This window comes from Gimesia algae (assembly GCF_007746795.1).
GTDB classification, from domain to species: Bacteria; Planctomycetota; Planctomycetia; order Planctomycetales; family Planctomycetaceae; genus Gimesia; species Gimesia algae.
This window is the reverse complement of record NZ_CP036343.1, coordinates 6,666,485-6,686,893: the sequence shown is the minus strand read 5'-3', so window position 1 is coordinate 6,686,893 and position 20,409 is coordinate 6,666,485. Positions and strand designations below refer to the sequence as shown.

At 50.6% G+C, this 20,409-nt stretch carries 15 protein-coding genes; 6 read left to right on the top strand and 9 right to left on the bottom strand.

The annotated features are described in order from the left end of the window. Positions 1-26 precede the first annotated feature (26 nt). Both Pan161_RS25105 and Pan161_RS25100 read right to left on the bottom strand, forming a co-directional pair. Complete coding sequence (locus tag Pan161_RS25105; RefSeq protein ID WP_145231472.1) at positions 27-1,877, bottom strand: hypothetical protein; 1,851 nt, start codon at positions 1,875-1,877, stop codon at positions 27-29. A 333-nt stretch (positions 1,878-2,210) separates the two neighbouring features. Then, positions 2,211-5,582 carry a spermine/spermidine synthase domain-containing protein gene (locus Pan161_RS25100; RefSeq protein WP_145231471.1) on the bottom strand — a complete coding sequence of 1,124 codons (3,372 nt, stop codon included), beginning with the start codon at positions 5,580-5,582 and terminating at the stop codon, positions 2,211-2,213. A 382-nt stretch (positions 5,583-5,964) separates the two neighbouring features. Between Pan161_RS25100 and Pan161_RS25095 the strand changes: the two genes are divergently transcribed. Then, complete coding sequence (locus Pan161_RS25095) at positions 5,965-7,479, top strand: M20/M25/M40 family metallo-hydrolase (protein ID WP_197995509.1); 1,515 nt, start codon at positions 5,965-5,967, stop codon at positions 7,477-7,479. Here Pan161_RS25095 and Pan161_RS25090 read toward each other — a convergent pair. Next, a complete protein-coding gene (locus tag Pan161_RS25090) occupies positions 7,464-7,967 on the bottom strand; it encodes a hypothetical protein (protein ID WP_145231469.1) in 504 nt (167 codons plus the stop codon). The two genes, Pan161_RS25095 and Pan161_RS25090, sit on opposite strands and share 16 nt — an antisense overlap. A 138-nt stretch (positions 7,968-8,105) precedes the next feature. Further along, positions 8,106-9,545, bottom strand: a complete 1,440-nt coding sequence (locus Pan161_RS25085; protein ID WP_145231468.1) for a hypothetical protein — start codon at positions 9,543-9,545, stop codon at positions 8,106-8,108. A 367-nt stretch (positions 9,546-9,912) separates the two neighbouring features. Between Pan161_RS25085 and Pan161_RS25080 the strand changes: the two genes are divergently transcribed. From Pan161_RS25080 to Pan161_RS25070, 3 genes are all read left to right on the top strand, one after another. Then, positions 9,913-10,851, top strand: a complete 939-nt coding sequence (locus tag Pan161_RS25080) for a DUF1559 domain-containing protein (protein WP_145231467.1) — start codon at positions 9,913-9,915, stop codon at positions 10,849-10,851. Between the two features lie 42 nt (positions 10,852-10,893). Next, the gene (locus Pan161_RS25075) at positions 10,894-11,307 is read left to right on the top strand and encodes a hypothetical protein (protein WP_145231466.1); all 414 of its coding nucleotides are present in this window, start codon (positions 10,894-10,896) and stop codon (positions 11,305-11,307) included. 106 nt (positions 11,308-11,413) lie between these two features. After that, positions 11,414-11,863 carry an SRPBCC family protein gene (locus Pan161_RS25070; protein WP_197995508.1) on the top strand — a complete coding sequence of 150 codons (450 nt, stop codon included), beginning with the start codon at positions 11,414-11,416 and terminating at the stop codon, positions 11,861-11,863. 32 nt (positions 11,864-11,895) lie between these two features. Here Pan161_RS25070 and Pan161_RS25065 read toward each other — a convergent pair whose 3' ends face one another. From Pan161_RS25065 to Pan161_RS25045, 5 genes are all read right to left on the bottom strand, one after another. Then, positions 11,896-12,273 carry a hypothetical protein gene (locus Pan161_RS25065; RefSeq protein WP_145231464.1) on the bottom strand — a complete coding sequence of 126 codons (378 nt, stop codon included), beginning with the start codon at positions 12,271-12,273 and terminating at the stop codon, positions 11,896-11,898. Between the two features lie 217 nt (positions 12,274-12,490). Beyond that, positions 12,491-13,936, bottom strand: coding sequence for an FAD/NAD(P)-binding protein (locus Pan161_RS25060; RefSeq protein WP_145231463.1), 1,446 nt, complete (start codon positions 13,934-13,936; stop codon positions 12,491-12,493). Between the two features lie 194 nt (positions 13,937-14,130). Then, entirely contained in the window at positions 14,131-14,541 is a 411-nt protein-coding gene (gene yciA, locus Pan161_RS25055; protein ID WP_145231462.1) for an acyl-CoA thioester hydrolase YciA, read from the bottom strand. A 71-nt stretch (positions 14,542-14,612) separates the two neighbouring features. Further along, complete coding sequence (locus tag Pan161_RS25050; protein WP_145231461.1) at positions 14,613-16,304, bottom strand: thiamine pyrophosphate-binding protein; 1,692 nt, start codon at positions 16,302-16,304, stop codon at positions 14,613-14,615. Between the two features lie 56 nt (positions 16,305-16,360). Continuing rightward, positions 16,361-18,031 carry an NAD-dependent malic enzyme gene (locus tag Pan161_RS25045; RefSeq protein ID WP_145231460.1) on the bottom strand — a complete coding sequence of 557 codons (1,671 nt, stop codon included), beginning with the start codon at positions 18,029-18,031 and terminating at the stop codon, positions 16,361-16,363. Positions 18,032-18,359: 328 nt separating this feature from the next. Here Pan161_RS25045 and Pan161_RS25040 point away from each other — a divergent pair, with 328 nt between their 5' ends. Next, positions 18,360-19,256: a carbon-nitrogen hydrolase gene (locus tag Pan161_RS25040; protein ID WP_145231459.1), complete on the top strand. Its 897-nt coding sequence runs from the start codon at positions 18,360-18,362 to the stop codon at positions 19,254-19,256. Next, on the top strand, positions 19,253-20,302 hold the full coding sequence (locus Pan161_RS25035) for an agmatine deiminase family protein (RefSeq protein WP_145231458.1): 1,050 nt from the start codon (positions 19,253-19,255) through the stop codon (positions 20,300-20,302). The genes Pan161_RS25040 and Pan161_RS25035 overlap by 4 nt, the downstream gene beginning before the upstream one ends. The last annotated feature ends 107 nt before the right edge of the window (positions 20,303-20,409 follow it).

Below are 20,409 nucleotides of genomic sequence, written 5' to 3'. Positions count from 1 at the left end.
CGTGAAATAACCCCGTTTTGTCAGAGTCAATTGTCCTGGATACCAAGGTTCTTTTCGAGTTGTTCAGCTCTCTTTCTGGTTCGCCTTTGTTCTTCACGACGTTCCTGGTTTCTGTCAAAGCGTTTCGAGATCGAAATTCCCAATAGTTTCAGATAACCCTCGTCAAACTGCAGTCGAGTTCGGACGCCCGTTTCGGTAGGTTGAGTGGTCACCAGGATCAGGTCGTTTTCTTTCTGGAAGGCACCATCCAGAATTTTCATGACGCCGCTTTCCTGAATTTCCGCTTCGGAAAACAGGTTGAGCCAGGGACGGATATGAAACTCTATCTGACCGGGAGCGGTCCGTTGTTCTTTTCTGGCTTCGGGTGTCGCTGTGTTAATTGTTTCGATGGCTTCATTTAATGCGGCGACGGCAATTTCAGTACCCATGGCGAACCAGATCACCTCATTGTCCGCTCCGATATATAGTGAAGGAACTCCGCCGAGAAAGCGTTGTTGTTTATCATCAGCGGTTTTTATATCGGGTTGCACCTGATGCAGGGCGATTCCCTGAACGGTTTCTGCATTCGTAAAGATGTGTGTCTTGTTGTCAGGCAACTGATCAATTCGATTAATGATATCCAGCAAGGCAGCCGGCAGATTCGAGGAGGGGGCGACTTTAATTCCGCCAATCAGAGCAAATTTTTTAGTCGGGGTTGAGGCCAGTTGGGCAAACACATCCAAGTGCCCTTTATCGACCATCGTTTTTACCGGGCTGAAGAACTGTTGCATCGAGTTGGTATTCTGCAGGCGTTCTTCTTCCGTCAGAAGTATTTCACTCAGCTGTTTTTCAAAGTAGTCCAGATATTTCTGATAGATTTTTCGATCGCGGCGGGCAAGATTCATGGAAGCGGAAATAGCGAGAGGCAGATTTTCACGTGAGGTAATCACACTGAAGTAGCTGGCTTTACCGGGAATGTTTTTGACAGCGCGGGCCAGATCACTGTTGGGTCTGGCTTTGATGAGCATGTCCACAACTCCCCGTTTTGCTTCTTTTTCGATGCGACCGCCGAACACCATTTCCTGACCCTCGCTCAGAAAATATTCGATGTTTTCCAGATTTTGTTTGCCAGACATGCGACGGAATTCATAGGCGGCTTTTGATTCGCCATCCCGCTGTTGCAGTTGTGTTTCGATGGCGGTACGGAAGAAACCCAGAAATGTCGTGCGCATCAACTCGGGAATGGCATTTAGATCGATTTTAAAAGCCAGGTCATAGTCGGCAGTCAGGTTCTGCAGTTTTTGAGACGGGTCACCGAAGTCGCGGGAACTGATCATGTCCAGACTGGTTTCATTCTCGACACCCTGAAACAGCATATGGGCATAATCATCCTGGAGCCGAATGATGGATTCGCCGCGTCGCCCATTAATTACATACAGGTCATCCCGGTCTGTATCTTTTTTGATGGTTTCTTCGTCACCTGGAATCAGCTTTTCCAGGGTTTCAAGAAATGTACGGACTTTCGTGATCGGCAGATACATGGTCGGAACAGGCTGGGGAATTAATCCGGTTTTCAGATAGAGTTCCACACCCAGGTTTCTATTTCTATCGATGCCTTCCAGATCGTTCACATTCGCCAGTGAAGCCGAGGCGATTTCAGCGATCTCCGGACGCCCTGCCAGCTCGAAAATGAAATCGATATCCGAGAGGATCCGTTCCACGCTGGCGACATTGATCACGATAATTGGTTTGGGAAGGATCGATTCCAGACCAGTGCCCTTTTTTTCCTGTTGCTCTTCCTTCTTTTCAGAATCCGGTTTTTTAGTCTCGGGTTCCTGGGCAAAAAGTGTGCTGCTACAGAAGGAGATCAGAACGAGAAGAACTAATTGTCGTCCCATGAGGAGCAGAGATTTTGCAAAGATGTCCTGGGAGCCTGAAGTGCAGGAGGTTCTCATACGATGCCTTTTCCGTAGAGTTGAGATTCGTATTAAAAGGGTGGCGCGTTCTCATACTGTTGAAAACGCGGAATTCGACCGGGGTAAAGACAAAAACAGCGTGTGATTTTGTGTACTTATTTCCCGATCAGGGTTGGTAAGGAATGATTTTGAATGAAATGAGATTCGATACCATCCACCCCAGTATACCAGTTCGGAAAACAAAAAGATTCAACGAATCCGATAATTGCTCAGACGGAAGTGAGGGTGATCTATAAAGCCAGGTGAGTCAATCATTTACAGCGAAGGGATAGAGGGCAGGTTAAGACCATCCAGCAGTTTTTTTCGCTCTTCACGGGATTTCTTGTAGTGATGAGGCAGTACCCGTTCGTGATAGGTTTCCAATGGCCGTACCAGTGTGCGTTCCAGGACCTTTTTTCGTAGTTGCCAGTCTTGCGCACTGACATTCGCCTGAGCCTGAATCTCGTCCATGGTTTCGAATGCGCGTTCGATTCCGGAAATACTAAGTTCGATATCGTGCAAAGCCTGTTTTGAAGTTAAAGGTCGTGCCTGGGAGCGGTTGTCCCACCGATATTTCAAAGACTGCAGTAACCCGTTCAGGTGGTCCCACTGCTGTCCCGGTTCCTGGAACAGACTGGGGTCAGTTGCTGCCAACTCCAGTGCCCGTACAACGGAAACAATGGAGCGGTCATTGGCGGAACCATAATTGATGGCGTGCAGGCGATGTGAGAATTCGAGGATGTCCGGCGCATCATCTGATTTATTGTAGAGCTCTGCGACTTCGTCATGCATGAAGTAACTGATCATCGGATCGTAAGTAGCAGTAAATGTTGTCACACGACCAATCTGATCGGCCGTAGGGCTGGCTTTCTCCATCGCGTCTGAAAGTGCTTTGAAATAAAACATGCGACGTTTGTCTTCATCGTGGATGTAATCTTCTTTGTGCAGATTTTCTGCAGCAACCTGCTTGATGAGTGAACGTGGATTTTCTGTAATCTGATCTTTGGCAGGTTTGCGATACTTCCAGTATTGATCGGGATAGCGGGCCATCAGTCTGTTTTGTGCAGTCACTTCAGAAAGTCGTCTGAGTATGATGGGGTCGTTCTTCTCGCCCTCCATCCAGTTCAGCAGGCGGCTGCTGCGGTATTCTTTGACGGGATTTTCGCTGCGAATTTCTGCTGAAACCATTTTCCGGATTTCTTCCTGTTTCATTCCCCAGCGCATCATCTCGTAAGGAAGAGTGAAAGCGAAGTTTCCGGTTGAAGAGTGATTGACGCTGGTTTTGAAATCGACAGTCATATCTGCGAGTGCCTTATTCGAGTACGCTGCCAGATTCAACAGGACCGACCAGTCCCAGCCTACCTGTGCCAGCGTGCGTCTGACCTGCGGCGCCTGAATTCGATCGATCAGGTTGTTCCTGATAAAACCCTGTGCTGAATTTGTACCTAGAAATAAAGTTTCGCCGTTGGCGATTTCAATTGCCAGAACCTGCTGGAACGCGGCCCGAAAGGTCTGTGCCATCACACGCAGTGGTTGTGCACCAAAATCGATGTGTTGAAATCGCTGACAGAAAATTCCATCTGCATTCAGATGTCGCGAAACATTGCGATAAAATTCTGCTGTGTACTCTGCCTGAGATTGTGTCACAACCGAATGGGCCGGGTTACTGATAATCAGGTCATACTGTGTTTCTGTGTCCGTACGAGCTGCCATTGCCAATGCGATTGGCATCTGAACCAGCTCGACCCGCTCTGAATCAAAGGCAGAGATTGCATTTCGTGGTGCAATCTCTTCGTGGTACAATTTGACGAGACTTCGATCCGGTTCCAGGCAGGTTACATGTTGCACGGGGAAGTCGAGGCTGGAATTGACGCCCACGCCGGCACCGAGTCCCAGGAACAGCACATCTGCAGGACGCTCATGCAAAACAACGGGAATCACAAACGGCATCAGTTCCCCGGTGGTATGCGGGCATAATCCGGCATCTACGCTGGTGACGCCGAAAGGCAGACCGCTTCTGCGAATCTGAATCTGATTTTCCCGATAAGACCAGATGGTAAACGTACCGTACTGGCCTTCCAGTTCTGACAGGCAGCGCCCTTCATCCAGGTGGGGCAGCAGCTCTGGTTTCAACCCATAGCGTAATCCGGTAAAAGTGTTTGTCGAGAACAACAGCTTGGCAGAATGATGAACATCATAATTATTGTGAGAAAACAGACCCGTCGTGAGCAGGACCAGACCGCAGGTCATTGCAGCGGCCCGCCAGCGTGACGTCGGGAGTCGGAAATGAGTCAGTCGGACCAATACCGCCAGACTGAGCAGTACCAGGCTGGTGACAACCGCGATGGTTTTGAGCTCGATGACAGCCGAACCGATAAGCCACAAACAGCTAAACATCCCGGCCAGCAGACAGAGCGGCTGCCAGACAGGCAGAGTGGTTATAGTGGAGTTCTCTACTCTGGAATACTGCGTGGGACTGGAGAGTTTGAGCCAGCCACCCCAGCAGGTTCCCAACAGGCAAAAGAGGGCCGCCGTCAAGCCGCCACGGATGACCGACAACAGCAGTGCGTATTCAATATAGGCGTTGGCATACAGCATCCAGGAGACCAGCAATGGGAACAACGCCAGACAGCCGATGCCCGTCAGTGCTGTCACAAGAGACAGGCTGGAAGTCATCTGAGCGAGCTTTCCGGGTTTTCGTGCTTGCAGGAATGCAAAGGCCGCTGCGATTCCGAGTAAAAATCCCGCCCAGATGGTAACTTTCAGATAGAGTGAATCCGGGTAAAGTTGAAACAGAACCCGACTGACGACAACCAGCAGGATACCGGTTGCCAGACTCATTACATAGGAGCCGACCCGGATTACCATTGGAATACGGGGAGGGGCAACCGCTCGCTTAGTCGCCTCGAAATCGGAATGGGATTGCGTATCAGTCTGGAAAAGATCCAGTTTGAGCCAGTGTGAATATTCAGGAAGATAACTCTTGCAGAGTGTACCAATCCAGGGAACGCAGCAGAAAGCCAAAGTTGCAATGAGAGGAATCAGTAAAGTACCGGTCCAGCCGAATACGGGAACCAGCCAGTAAGCTGACAGAATTAATGAAACACTGACACCGGTCAGGAAGCGGGCCAGTTGTGAAGTTATAGTCGTGCGGGAATTTTTGCGAGCGCCTGCAGTCAATGTCGCAAACCAGAACAGGCGGGTCGACCAGAACACGACAGGCAGGATCAGCGTCATGGCAGAGAGTGTCATCAGACCTGTCAGAAATACGACGTTTGTCATCTGCGTGAGCGTGACCCAATGCAGAACCTGATTGAACTGGGCCAGCAAAAACGGATAACAGATGGACCAGAATGAAAGAATCAATAACGTAAAGTGGATGCGTTTCTGGTGAGGTACTGTTTCTGCACCAGAGTCTTCGCTCGAGACGATGGCCCGCTGTGGCAGTCCGAGCCAGATACCCATCACAATTGCCAGACCAATTCCCGTCATCACTTCCGGACTGTCACTGACCAGATTCTGAAAACGTTGAACACAGGAAAGAATGTACAGACCGCAAACCGATCCCAGAAGAAATGAGACTCCCATTCTCTGTTGCAAAAATGAGAGAGAAAACCGGACTAGATTTTGAGCGAACGAACGTATCATGGCTTCCTTGCCTGTCGTTATTAAAAAATCAGAATTGCATCTCAACTTAAAGTAGCTTACTCTAAACCATTTCCTAAGCGTCCCTTAGCAGCAAAAATTGCCGGTTGATACGCGGGGGCACTCAGGTTGTGTTTTATCGAAAATGCGTAAATATATGCAATACCAGTCGTTGTATCACTGCTGAGATAGCATTTAATCGATAACTGATGTACACTCTGCTAGACGAAACTGCGTAGTGGAGTAAGAATAGGTTGTTCTACCGGTCTGTTTCAGCCCTTTGTCATAGAAATTTCTCAGAGTGAAATCCCCATTGAATCTACCCCCTGGTGAGACTCCTGTTCTCTTTCAGTGTAATCATAGGCTGTTTCATATGATGCGGATTATGCTGGTCTGTTTCGCAATCTTCATCATTAGTACCGGAGAACGGCTTCAGGGTGAGACAAATTCCGCGGCTGTTTATAAAGCAGTCGTAAATTCAATCACAGTCGACGAGTTGAAATCGCATATCGATTTTCTTGCCAGCGATTCTCTGGAAGGTCGCGAGGCGGGTTCACAGGGAGGCCAGGCTGCGGGGACTTATATCCGGACCTTTCTTCAGAAACACGGGATTCAAGCGGGAATGGCTGACGAAGGCTACTTCCAGGAGTTTGATAGTGGTTTTCGAAATATCATCGGCGTGATTCCGGGAAATGATCCCGAATTGAAAAAAGAATATGTGGTCATCGGTGCCCATTACGATCATGTAGGATACGGGAAACCATCTAACAGTCGAGGCGGCGTCGGGCAGATCCATAATGGTGCTGATGATAATGCCAGTGGAACCGCGGCCTTGCTCGAAGTGATTGAAGCGCTGTCGTTACACAAAGAGCTTCCCCGTCGATCGATTCTGTTTATGTTCTGGGATGCGGAAGAAATGGGGCTGCTGGGTTCACGCCACTGGATAAATTACCCGACCGTGCCTCTGGATCAGGTCGTCCTCTATCTCAATCTGGATATGGTAGGACGGTTACAAAAGAAACCCCTGACTCTATTTGGTTCCCGTTCCGCATACGGACTGCGTTCCAGTACCGTACGATCCAATGAACGAGAAACCGATCTCAAAATTGATTTCGATTCAGCTATCCGACCAGACAGTGACCACTGGCCCTTTTATCAGAAAGGGATTCCCTTCCTGATGTTTCACACAGGCAAACATGCAGATTATCATCGTCCGGAAGACGACGCCCATAAAATTGATTATCAGGGCGCTCGTAAAAGTGCCCAGTTGTTAACGCAGTTGACACTCGATTTCGCATTGCAGTCGGATAAGCTGGAATTTCGAAATGCCAACCAGGATATTGTGTCTGGCATCGATCAGCAGGCACACATTGATAACAGCGATCCTCCGCGACTGGGGGTTGCCTGGAATGCTGATATTTATTCACAGGGAAAATTACTACTGACGCAGGTCATGGCCAATACACCGGCTAAAAAAGCAGGACTCAAAGAGGGTGATGAGATAGTCAAAATTGATGGCAAGTCTCCCATTGCGGAACAGGGTTTTGGTGCCTTGATTCAGAATTCAGCCAACCGAATTGTCCTGCAGGTTCGCCGCAAAGGACAGAAAGAACTTCTGGAACTTCCGATAAATTTGTCCGGAAAACCGGTCAAGTTAGGAATTCAGTGGCAGACCGACGAAGCCGATCCGACTGTCATTGTGGTATCCGATCTTGTCGAATCTTCGCCTGCTGCTCTGGCGGAACTGAAAATCAATGACCGGATTTATGAGATTGACGGCAAAAAAATTGAGAATAGTGAGGAGTTTCGCAAATTGGTAGGTTCTCGGAAGTTCCCTTTCAGCCTGCTGGTGGAGCGGGAAGGCCGCCTGAAAAAAATTGACGTTCAGTCAATGAGGTGAATTTTCCAGTCGATCATGTGCGGTTGCAAACCGGAATTGCCGAGCTCTTCTTTCAATCTGTCTTCAGGCACGACCCGCGCAGAGCCCGTTCGATAAACACGCACATGGATGCCGTCTGCATCACCTGAAGCCTGCTTTGCGAGAGTGAGGATCTCGTTCATCTCTGCTGGTCTGTATTTGTCTTTGGACTGGGAGGCAGCTTTGACCAGGTAGTTTCGATCATCAATCAGGATATCCAGAACTTTCACGGGAAGTTCGGCGAGCGATTTTTCCTGTTTCGGTTCCGGTTGAATCAAGATCGGGATGATTTCTGATTCGCTGGACGCCATGATCGCCCGTGATTCTTCCTCCGCCGGGTCTGCTGTCTTCTCAGCCTCTCCTGATCCGGAATTGATGCCGGGGGTCAAGCCAAAGTACTGCCCCAGAATAATTCCCAGCGCTAAGATTCCACCTCCCGCATACATTAACTTTTTCGGTCGTTTACCCATATTCGGTTCCCGTAACAAAATGTGCCTGACTGTCTCGGCATTGTAGTAGATCTGCTTTGAGATGAAACAGGTCAATTTCGGAACTAATTTTCAGGGGTTTAGATCTGCTCGGGGAACCGCAGGTAAAGACAGGTTTATCTAATTACCTGAAATGAGCTGGCTCATCAGTTCAAATAATACGGCCTGGATTTTGTCAGAGGCATCCAACTGAACACGATTCGTTCCCATCCAGGTTTCGTAACCCCCCAGCTTATGTTGAGCTGGTGTAGGCAAATATCCGTAATAGCCATTCGCCAGTTCAATTGTGAAAGCATCTTTAAACGGCGCCTTGTCTTTGATTTCCAGACCGATCTCACAGAACGTTTCAAAGGGAATGGCGGCAACTGTCAGATCGCCGATTCTGAGAGCCTGTAATTTCACGGTGACTTCATCCGGTCCTTCGAGCAGCCTTTGGACGCGACCCGCATAGTTCCGTTCATAGCGATGATGTTGCGGAGCATCTTCCGGTTGTGCCAGTACTTTTTTGAAGTAGGCCTGCATCGCAGCATCCGGTTTGCGGACTTTCAAAGTCAGTTCTGCATTGGCTGAACCCAGGGGGACCCAGGTCTGGTATTTGACATTTTTGTATGCTTCCGAGACGCGTTTTGCCACGAGGTCTGCGACCTGTGTCATTTTCTCGTAAGCCTGCATGCGTTGTCCTGGCTTACTGAAATTGATGTTATTGATATCACCACTGGTACCGTTCGAGAGCATGCCTACAAAAGAACCCTCTTCCGGGCTGGCACCGATGAGCGATCCAATTTTTTCTGCGAAGATGCCAAAGTAGTCAGCCGAAATTTCTCCTTTTTTCACCCCGCCGACATAGTGTAGTGAGTAATTGGCCAGCAGCGCCAGCGGGCGACCATCCAGAGACTGCACGCTGATGAAAGAGATTTCGGGATCAATGGGGCCAGCCGGCTTGACGAGTGCTGCATTCCCGCGTGGCGGATTCATACGTACCTGGTCGACGCCACCAAACGGGTTTTTACAGAAGTCCGGATTCGTGGTGTGCCAGCGTCTGTTAAACACTTCGGAGGGTTCGTCCACGCCGCCCCAGCCGATCCGGGCTGGTTCCGTTTTCTCCAGGGCACGTCGGACACAGTCGGCAATGCGGCGGGAAAGGAAGTCTCGATATTTCGGACTGCTGGCGCGAGTCGCCGAATGCGTGTGTGTTGCCGCCATTAATATGTTTTCGGGAGGCAGGTCCGTTTCCGCTTTGATATATTCGCGGGCAGTCTGGTAGACATCGTCAGTGATGCCCAGGTTGTCGCAGATGACAAACGCAATTTGTGTTTCACCATTATCCAGAACAAGACAACGGGCATGCAGTTCGTCATGTACATTTTCCGCGGGGAAGGGGGCGAATCCGCCTATGATCGCCTCGCCAAGCGGTGGAGTGATATTACTCGTGGCGGCACCCGCTTTGAGGACTTTCCCCCGAGGAGAATCAGCTGCCTGTAGGCTGCCGATCAATAGCAGAGACCAACAGACGCTTACAATACCAGCCAACCATTGTCGTCGCTTGAATACTCCTGTCATCGGTCTCGCTCCTCACTTGTTTCATCAGGAAAATGGATCTTGTCGGGCTCTGATTATAAAGCTGCCGGATCGGAAACACAACAATCTCTGTTGATGTGTGTTGCTGTGATACGTTCCTAACTCATTTAATGATATCCGTTTACAGGTAGGATGTGCCCTGGATAATCGGTGGGATCAGGCTTTATCTGAAATCAGACTGGTAAAAAACTCTGGAAATATATTGTCACCAAAGTGAATTATATTTGCCATTGCCGGCAATATAATATATTTTGGTGCCAAAATGTTAATTGTGGTCTCGTCAGCGTTCTCAACCGAATCATTTGATTTGTTTCGCTTTATCAATTCCAGAATCATATTGAGGTCCATCATGCTGAGTTCGAAAAGACTACGTCGTGCGTTTACACTCATTGAATTGCTGGTGGTCATCGCCATTATCGCAATTTTGATCGCATTGCTTTTACCAGCGGTCCAACAGGCGCGAGAGGCGGCCCGTCGTTCCACGTGTAAGAACAATCTGAAGCAGATCGGTCTGGCGCTGCATAATTATCATGATGCGTTTAATGTCTTCCCGCCGAATTCCAATGGCGCTGACCCTAATCTGCCCAACGGGTTCAGCTGGCGGATGAAAGTGCTGCCTTATATTGATCAGGCACCCCTGTTCAATCAGTTCAATTCGAGTTTAAGGATTACTGATCCCGCTCATCTGGCGCTGTGTCAGAATATTATCCCCGTTTACCTCTGTCCCAGTGACCCGACTCCTGCGGTGAAAAGAGACTTACATGTCAACTGGTGTTTTCCTGGAAACGCAACCGGTGCCAGTGGCGCTCTGACTTCTACTAATGTCTGTGATATTGCTGGCAGTACTTACGATACAACCGCAGCAGTAGCAACTTATGGAGAAGTATGCGGGCTGCATCCGGATAGTGGTCCGGGGGGAATGTTTCGTCGACGTCAAACGTTTGTAATGCGGTTTCGAGACCTGACTGATGGGGCATCAAATGTACTGGCGATTGGTGAAATGTCTCCCAGCTATAATCCCTTCAGTGCCAGGGTACCCAGTGACAGCCCGGTGCATACTTCCGCAGCGATTAACAGTTCATCGTTACTATGTGGGCCGAGCCCCTGTCAATATCCGACGATCGGCTGGCCACAGACGACCGCTTCGCAAAGTTTTCACACGGGTGGTGCTCATTTTCTTTTGGCAGACGGCAGCGTTCATTTTCTGAGTGAGAACATGGACCTGACCCTGTATCAGCAACTGGGACATGCCAGTGATGGATTGCCCACTGGTGGATTCAACAAGTAACTGTAGCTAACGTTGTCTTCACTTTTTGAGAAAGAAACAGTCATGAGTAATCGATCAGGCCTGCTGTTGTCTCTGGGGATGCTGCTTTGTTTCGGCTGTGGTCAGCCTGATGACCGTCTGCCCACAGCCAGGGTGACGGGGACCGTTGCCTTCGACGGAAAGCCACTTACTTCAGGCAATATTATGTTTTTTCCTGTATCTGGCGGTAAACATGCTGTCGGTATGATAGGCGATGATGGCGCATTTCATTTATCCACTTATGAATCAGGAGATGGTGCAATACCGGGAGAGCATAAAGTGGTGATCCAGGTGTCACATGGAAGTCCTGATGGCACAGCGGTTCCACAAAAGACGCCTCGAATTCCTGTCAAATATTCTCAACGTAATACGACTACTTTGATCGCCGAAATCACAGCAGAGGGAGAGAACCAGCTTAACCTGAATGTGCTGCCTTGAGGCGGCTGTTTATTATCGTCAGGTCAAATCGCTCTTGCAGCAAATTTCGAAAGCCCGCATACTTTGCAGAGATTGTTTTGTAACTTATCTCAAAGAAAATGATGCGATGCAACTGGAACTGACCGAAAAAACAAAACTGGAAGCGCCTCCTGATCAGATTCACAACTGGTTGAGCGATCTGGAAAACTGGCCGAAGATCAATGAAAAGATTCGATCGATTTCAGTCGAAGGTGATAAATGCATTGGTGAGCTGGTTTTCAAAGGAAAGACGATTGATTTCGCCGGCATGGTTCCCGAAGATGATGACCCATTCAAAGTCACCTGTAACATCGTGGTGCAGACCAATCCCGAACAGAATCGCACGGAGCATATGACTGTCGAGTATGAAATTGAGCCTCTGGGTAGATACACACGGGTCATTGAACGGATTAAGTTCGAACGACAGATTCCTTTCTGGGGCTGGTTACTGGTCAAGTTCATCATGAAAGTAGGAAAGCCGACCGGACTGACCAATCTACAGCGGATCAAAGAACACATTGCCGCAGAGAGTGAGTAACACTGATCCCCCCGTCAGTCAGGTTCGAACTGCTATTTTTTCTCTTTCAAGACGAACGCGCCAAAATAGCCGATGTTCGATTTGTATTTTCCGTTGAGCATGTTGCCTTTCATCGAGCCGGTCCATTGATACTGATGACCGCGAATGACAGCGTCCCCCGACAGATTGAGCTGTTTGCCCATGGGCTTTGATTGAAACGTCGCTTCATATTTAAATGGATCACCTTTAAATAATCCGGTGAAGGTCGCTTTCCATTTTCCACTATCATCCGATGACGCGACACACTTCAAAGGACCAGTGGTGTTGTACTTGCGGTTATTCCATTTCCCTTCCCAGGTCCTTGTTTCTCCCGCCTGCAGGCAGGAACTCCCCATTGTCGCGAGTATCGCCAGCAAGATGCAGCGTAACATGCTCGTTTCCCCTTTCGATCAGTCTGGTTTCTCAAAGGAACTTCGTAGAAGTTCTCAGTGTTCAATCATGGATTCGCTAAACGAGCTGAAAATGCGACAATTTTGCAGACGCATGCGCAAGACATCCTCTGATGGAGTGATCGGCAGCACTCTATCATCCTGTGGTGGTACTGGCTAAGAAGAATCAGTTAACTTCCCTGCCAGATCCGTTCGGGGATTAAATATAGTATTCAATCACGTGTTCTTCTTCGACCGAGATGCGGTAATCGTGTCCGGGTGAGACAAGGTCGGCGTCATCCAGCAGCAGCTGCGCAACGCGCATTGCCTGGCCCCGCAGTTCGGGGACGGCCGTTGTTTCCCAGAGAGTCCCTTTCATCAACGGACCGATGGCAAACAGAAATTCGGACGGATTGCCTTCCGCGTCGATCGTGGCGAAGTCCGCTCCGACATCGATGCCCATATCCAGTTCATCCGGTCGAATCAGTCCGCGCTGCAGCAGATTCTGAAACAGGGGGACACTGGTATCTGAAAAACCGGATTTGGGTCCGGTGCAGTTAATCACCAGACCGCCACTCACCTGTTGTGAGTCGCCCGCCCGATTCAGTACGTTGACGCAAACGCGATCGCCGTCTGCTTCCAGTCCGGTGATGCGTCCTCGAACGACACTCAGTCGGCCTTCGGTAATCGCTTCTGTTACGCGCTGGTGAATTGGTTGGGCGATACGGTGTCGGATCACGTTCCAGCGGGCCGCATACCGTTTGAGGAATTCCTGTTTTTCCGCGAGTTCAAATTTCTGCCAGATCTTCTGCGTATGAGGTCGCAGGCGGTCCACGACGATTCCCGGATTTTCACCAATTCGTTGCAGCTGACGACAATGTTTTTCGAGCAACTGCACCAGATGTTCCAGGCCCAGGTTTTCGGGTTCTTCGGGCAGAAAATCGGGATATTCGATGCCACGAAAATGCGCCTGGGGTATCATCCCGTTATGGGAAATCGCGATCAAGTGTCCCTGCCAGTCCTGTTCGCTGAGTGTCAGAAAGACGTCAATCATAGAGAGACCGGTTCCCATGACAATAATGTTCTCAGCCGGACCGGGGATTTTTTCCATCCAGTTGGTCCAGGGTTCAGCGCAGTAACCATGATGAGTGAATGCATCTTCCGCCAGCGGACAGGGTGGCTGATTTCCCGTTGCCAGCAGAACGCGGTCAGCTTCGATGGTGGAGCCATCTTTGAGCGAAATCTCTGCGGTGCCTTCAAAGTTAAATTCAATGTCGATCGCTTCCTGTTCGATGACCTGGATTTCCGCAGGATGATGGCTGTCGATCGGTTGCATATAAGTGGCGAGGATGCTGCGCAGATAATCTCCATAAATGCGACGTGGGACATAGGTTTCGCGGAGCTGGGGATCGGGCAGGTCACTGTAGTCAACCCGGGTACGGAGCCAGTCCAGAAAGTGATTTGCATGATCGGGAACGGCTGACATGTTTCGTGCGGCGACATTCAGCAGATGTTCTTCGCGGCGGGTCCCATAAGCGACACCACGACCGAGTGGATATTTATCGTTGATCAGTTGAATACAGAGCGGGCCGCTGCTTAAGCGGGCCAGATTGACCGCCGCCATAGTTCCACTGAAACCACCTCCAATAATCGCCACTTTCTTCATGGGCCTCTGGTCCTTTCACAGTCAACACGGATACCGGAATGATTGCACAACCAACGGAGATTCCAGCTGTTTCGAATGTAAATCCAAAAAATCAAAACGGCTTCAGGAACTGCATCAATTGTACCCGGCAAACCACAAGTGGAACAGGAAGCAGGCAAGGTTCCCTGGTTTTGCTGGAAAAGCAGTATTGTCGTTCAACACCCCCGTTTGACAATCGGCGTTTTATTTCCCTGGTGATCAATGGCGACATAAGTAAAGGCCGCTTCGGTAACTTTGAAGTAGGGGCATTTCGAATCTTCATGCCGCAGGACCGGTTCCACCCAGACTTCGAGTTGCAGGGTGATAGAAGTATTGCCAATGCGTTCGACCGTTCCATAGCAACTCACAACATCGCCAACCTTGACTGGACGAATGAATTTCATCGACTCAACCGCAATCGTCACCGTGCGGGTTCCTGAGACCTCCTTGGAAAGGATACCGCCGGCGATATCCATTTGAGACATAATCCAGCCACCAAAAATATCACCATTGGCATTGGTGTCTGCCGGCATGGCCAGGGTTCTCAGAATCAGCTTGCCGTCCGGCAATTCACAGGTTTCTTCCATCGATTAACGATCCAATATTACAGCGAAAGATCAAATTGACTCGAGCGAAATCGTTTTTCGGCAGGGAGCGTTTAATGAAAACGCGGTGGTCGCCCATTATTTTTCGCCACGTGGCCTCCCCAGACCAGAAGATTTTTACTGCAATCATCCCGATGTATGAGGACATCAATCAGAGCCGGACCATCGTGTGCGGTCGCCTGTTTGATGGCTTCATCCAGTTCGCCTTCTGTACGGGCCTTACAGCTGAAACCATTACCGTCTTCCGCATTGAAGACATGCACCAGCTCGGCATAGTTCCAGTTCTTGATGGTATTATAGGGGCCGTCATGGATTTCCACTTCAATAGTATAGCCGCCATTATTGATGAGGAAGATGATCGGTTTCAAACCGTAACGAATGATGGTGGATACTTCCTGAGCCGTCAGTTGAAACGAGCCATCCCCAATCAGGGCAATCGGTCGCCGATCGGGCGCACCGACACAAAAGCCCAGAGTGGCTCCCACAGACCAGCCGATCGAACCGTACTGCATCTGTACTTCAAACCGCGCACCTTCGGGCAGATCCAACTGCATGCCATTGAACCAGGAATCGCCAGTCTCGGCAATCACTGCGGAATCGGGGCCCAGCATCTGTTGAATACGCGAGAACAGTTGTCGCGTGGAGAGCTCTGTTTCAGGAGTGCCGGGGCGCAGAGGAGCGATTTCTTCCTTGATTCGATTGTAGGCGATCATCGACCCGTCATTGGGTTTCAATTTCTTTGCCAGCATTTCCAGGAATTCGGTGAGTTTAACGTTGCTGAAGGTCTGATTGGGAAAGACCACACTGTTCGGGCGGGCCTGAATGACCTTAGATGGATTGATGAGGGCCGCATGTCCGGTGGTGGTATAGTCGGTAAAAGTACCACCCGCGAACAGGCAGAGATCAGAAGAATCGACAATCTCACCACAACCGGGTGTGCCCACGGGGCCCCAGTAAATACCCATGTAATGGGAATGCTGTTCGTTGAAGAATCCTTTCGCATTGGGCATGCTGGCGATGGCATAACCACAGGCATCAGCCAGTTTCTGGAAGTTGGCTTCCGCACCAAACGACCGGAGCTTGACGCCTGCTACCAGGACCGGTTTCGACGCGGCACTCAGTAGTTCTACGGCTCGATCGACGGCGGCGTTCAACGACAGTGGATCACTGGCAGTCGGGCCACCGAACGAACGGACATTAGGAGCGGAAGTGACTGCATCTGCGATATTACACGCAATTTCAATATAGACGGGTTTACGGAAGCGGAGGGCGGTCTGGATTGCATGATCAATCTGCGTCGGCGCTTCGCGGGGATCATGGATCGTCACTGCTTCCGCGGTCACTTTGGAAAAGATGTCGCGTTGATAATCGTAGTCCAGCAGACCCAGCGTATGGTGCAGCATCTCAAATTCGGCTTCCGAATTGGTATTCGGTCCGCCCGAGACAGCAATGAGTGGCAGGTCTTCTGCATAGGCGCCCGCAACGGCGTTGAGCAGGCTTAAACCACCGACACTAAAAGTCACGAAGACCGCACTGGCACCGCCGGTGGCGCGACAGTATCCGTCTGCCGCGTAACCGGCATTCAATTCGTTGCAGCAGGAGATCATCTCCAGATTTTTATTTTCCAGCAGCTTGTCCAGCAGCACCAGGTTGTAGTCGCCGGGGACAGCGAAATAGTGCTTCATTCCAATTTCTTCCAGACGGGAAGCCAGGTAAGAACCGACGGTAGTACTGTTATCAGACATCAAAGTTCCTTCTATTGATAAGTGTAATTCAGCCTGGAGTACGCAGTGCGGAAGCTTTAATATTCAGGTTGCCACATGGTTTCTTCAATTCGCTGGTCGATTTCAGCTTCCGTGATCGAGTCGGCAACGCCGTCTGCAATGGCGGCTAATGCGACCGCATGGGCTATTTTGCGACTGACATCACGGATGATCGTCAGCGAGGGGAGCAGAGACGCTGTCCGGTCCTTGAGCGCGGGGGAAGTTTCCTTCAAGGCCTCCGCGGCGGCAATGAACATCGCATCGGTGACGCGGCGGGACCGCGACGCGAGGATGCCCAGCCCCATCGCCGGGAAGATATAGCTGTTATTGCATTGTGCGATCGTATGCGTGACGCCGTTGTGGTCTACGGGATCAAACGGGCTGCCGGTAGCAATCACAGCTTTACCATGGGTCCATTCCAGCAAATCCGCAGGTGTGGCTTCTGCCCGTGAGGTTGGATTGGAGAGCGGAAAGATGACCGGATGTTCGACATGCGCTGCCATTTCGCGAATGATGGGTTCTGAGAAGGCGCCCGCCTGCCCGGTTGCACCGATCAGTACACCCGGCTTTCCATTGCGGACCACATCAGCAAACGAGATGGCCCCCGTCGTATCACAGTCCCAGTTTTTCAGGTTTTCAGCGGGCTGTGCCAACTGCTGATGCAGTTCATCAAGATCCGTGCGTCCGGAATGCAGCAGCCCGTCGCGGTCGATTACATAAAAATGGGAACGGGCCTCCGGTTCGCTCATGCCTGCTGCCATCATCGTCTGTTTCAACTGCAGACAGATGCCGACTCCGGCCGAGCCTGCACCCAGCATCACAATGTTCTGATCTTTTAATTCTCCCCCTCCGGCAGCGATCGCGGCGAGAATTGTGCCCGTGGTGACGGCAGCGGTGCCTTGAATGTCGTCGTTAAATGTACACAGGTCATCCCGGTAGCGGTCGATAATCCGTTCGGCGTCGACGGAAGCGAAGTCTTCCCATTGCAGCAAAACATGCGGGAAACGTTTTTTGACAGCCGTCACAAACAGATCAATGAATTCGTCGTACTCTTCCCCTTTGATGCGATTTTCCCGCCAGCCGATGTAACGGGGATCGTCCAGGCGTTCCTGATTATTGGTACCCAGATCCAGCACGATCGGCAGTGTTTTCGCGGGGGCAACACCGCCACACAGGGTGTACAGGGATAATTTGCCGATTGGAATGCCCATGCCACCAACACCCTGGTCGCCCAGACCCAGGATCCGCTCGCCATCTGTGACCACGATGACATCAATGTCCCGTTCGACATTTTCCAGAATCGCATCCATGGAATCACGTTCCGGGTAGGAGATGAAAATTCCACGGGGACGTCGATAAATATGGCTGAAACGTTCACACGCCAGACCCACAATGGGCGTATAAACGATTGGCATCATCTCTGTGATATGACCCAGCATCAGACGATAGAAGAGAGTTTCGTTTTCGTCCTGGAGCTGTCGGAGATAAATATGTTTGTTAATCGGTTCCTTGAAGTCGCAGAAGGCTTCGTAAGCGCGTTCGACCTGTTCTTCGAGAGTATCCACATGCGGTGGCAGGAGCCCGAGTAATCCGTGCTGGATTCGCTCCTCGGTCGTAAAAGCAGTTCCTTTATTCAACAGGGGGTCTTCCACCAGCAGGGTGCCGCGTTTCTCGATCGAAAATTCTTCTGTCGTACGTCCTGTATTCATGTCAAATTCTATCCCGATGTGAAGAGTCGTGGGTGAGGAAGTGATACGGAAAACCTGATCTGAAAGGCACTTCCTGTTTCAGGCATAGAATAGTGGAAAAGTGGTGAGTCTGTCGATGTTACTCTTAAGAAACTGGACGGATTCCAGTAAGCTGGAGTTTGAGCAGCGATGACTGTCCTATAATTGCCGGGAAACGGTGGAAGTGGGGGATGCACGACTTGCAACTCACTTTCAGATTTCGTACATAACATCACCGAGTGAATGATCAAAACTCTGGTTGCTGAAACAGGTCTTCACAGTTTATTCATGTTTCTGGAATGTTTCCTTTATGTCGCGTCAATTTAATATCGCTCTGGTGCAGGTCTCATTAAACGGGACTCCCGATGAGAATCTGATCAAGTGCCTCGACTGGGTCCGTACCGCCGCCGGAGAAGGGGGACAGGTTATCTGTCTGCCGGAGCTCTACAGTTCGTTCTACTTTTGTCAGAAAGAGACGACCAAGTACTTCGAATTTGCCGAACCGCTGTACGACAAGTCGTTCACCGCTTTCAGCAAGCTGGCGGAAGAACTGGGCGTGGTGATCATTGTGCCGTTTTTCGAGAAACGAGCCGAAGGCTTGTATCATAATAGCGCTTACGTGATTGACGCAGATGGCAGTGAAGCGGGACTGTATCGCAAGATGCATATTCCCGACGATCCCTGCTTCTATGAAAAGTTTTATTTCACGCCCGGCGACCTGGGTTTCAAAGCCATTCAAACCCGCTTCGGCAAAATCGGCACCCTGATCTGCTGGGATCAGTGGTTCCCGGAAGGAGCGCGGATTACTGCGTTAAGCGGTGCAAATGTGCTGGTCTACCCGACCGCCATCGGCTGGCATCCCCATGAAAAAGCCGAGTATGGCGTGAAGCAGCACGATTCCTGGATGACGATTCAGCGGAGTCACGCGATTGCCAATGGCACTTTCGTCGCCGCCGTCAACCGGGTTGGCTTTGAACAGCCCGAACCCGAGCAGCCGGGGCTGGAATTCTGGGGGGCATCCTTCATCTGTGGACCACAGGGAGATATCATTGCCCAGGCATCGCACGACCAGGAAGAAATTCTGATCGCAGAGGTCAACCTGGATGAGATGGCAGAGGTCCGCCAGAACTGGCCCTTCCTCCGCGACCGTCGCATCGACGCGTATGGTAACATTCTGAAACTCTATCATGACGATATCTCTCAATGAGTGAGATCACACGCAGACTGCCCGCTGAATGGGAGCCGCAGCAGGCAACATTGCTCTGTTTCCCACATAATGGCAATGACTGGCCCGGTAAGTACGAAGTCATCAAGTGGGCGTTCATCGAAATCATTCGCAAGGTGGCCGAGTTTGAACGCGTCCTGCTGGTTGTCAAAAATGAGGAACTGCAGCAGAAGGTCGATACCATGCTGCAGCAGGCGCACGCCAATACCGGGCAGGTCAAATATATTCTGCAGAATACGAACCGCAGCTGGATGCGCGATTCGGGACCGATTATTGTGCAGCGGAGTGACGGCAAACGGGAAGCACTACAGTTCCGCTTTAATGGCTGGGCGAAATATCCCAATCATCGACTGGACTGGCAGGTACCGCCCGCGGTTGCGAAATCGCTCAAGGTTCCTGTAACGGAGGTCTGTTACCAGGGACGTCCGGTGGTTCTGGAGGGGGGCGCCATCGAAGTTAACGGACGGGGGACTCTGATCACGACCGAGGAATGTCTGCTCGACCAGAAAACCCAGGTGCGTAACCCCGGCTTCACGAAAGAAGACTATGCCGCCGTCTTTGCAGAGTATCTGGGTGTATCAAATGTGATCTGGCTCGGGGATGGCATCGCAGGGGACGACACGCACGGCCACGTGGATGACATCTGCCGTTTCGTGAATCCCACCACTGTCGTTGCCTGCGTTGAGTCGAACACAAAAGATGTCAATCATCGTCGCCTGGCACAGAATCGGGAGCGCCTGAAAAGTGTGCGCCTGGAAGATGGTAACAAACTGAAAGTTGTAGAAATGCCTATGCCGGGCCGTCTCGACTTTGAAGATTTACGTTTGCCTGCCAGCTACGTGAATTTTCTGGTAACAAACGGCTGTGTGCTGGTGCCGACGTTTAATGATTCGAATGACTCATTAGCTTTGGACATTCTCAGTAAGCAGTTTTCCGACCGCCGCGTGATCGGCATTCATGCCGTCGACCTGGTCTGGGGGCTGGGCACGCTTCACTGTTTGAGTCATGAGATTACGGCTGGAGAATAGAAAACTGCTTCAATAAACGATCTTTGATTGAGTCCGGGCAAGCGAGCAGGTATGATAATTAAGAACATTTAATTATCTGGCCGCCAGATGATCCTGCCGCTGTTTAA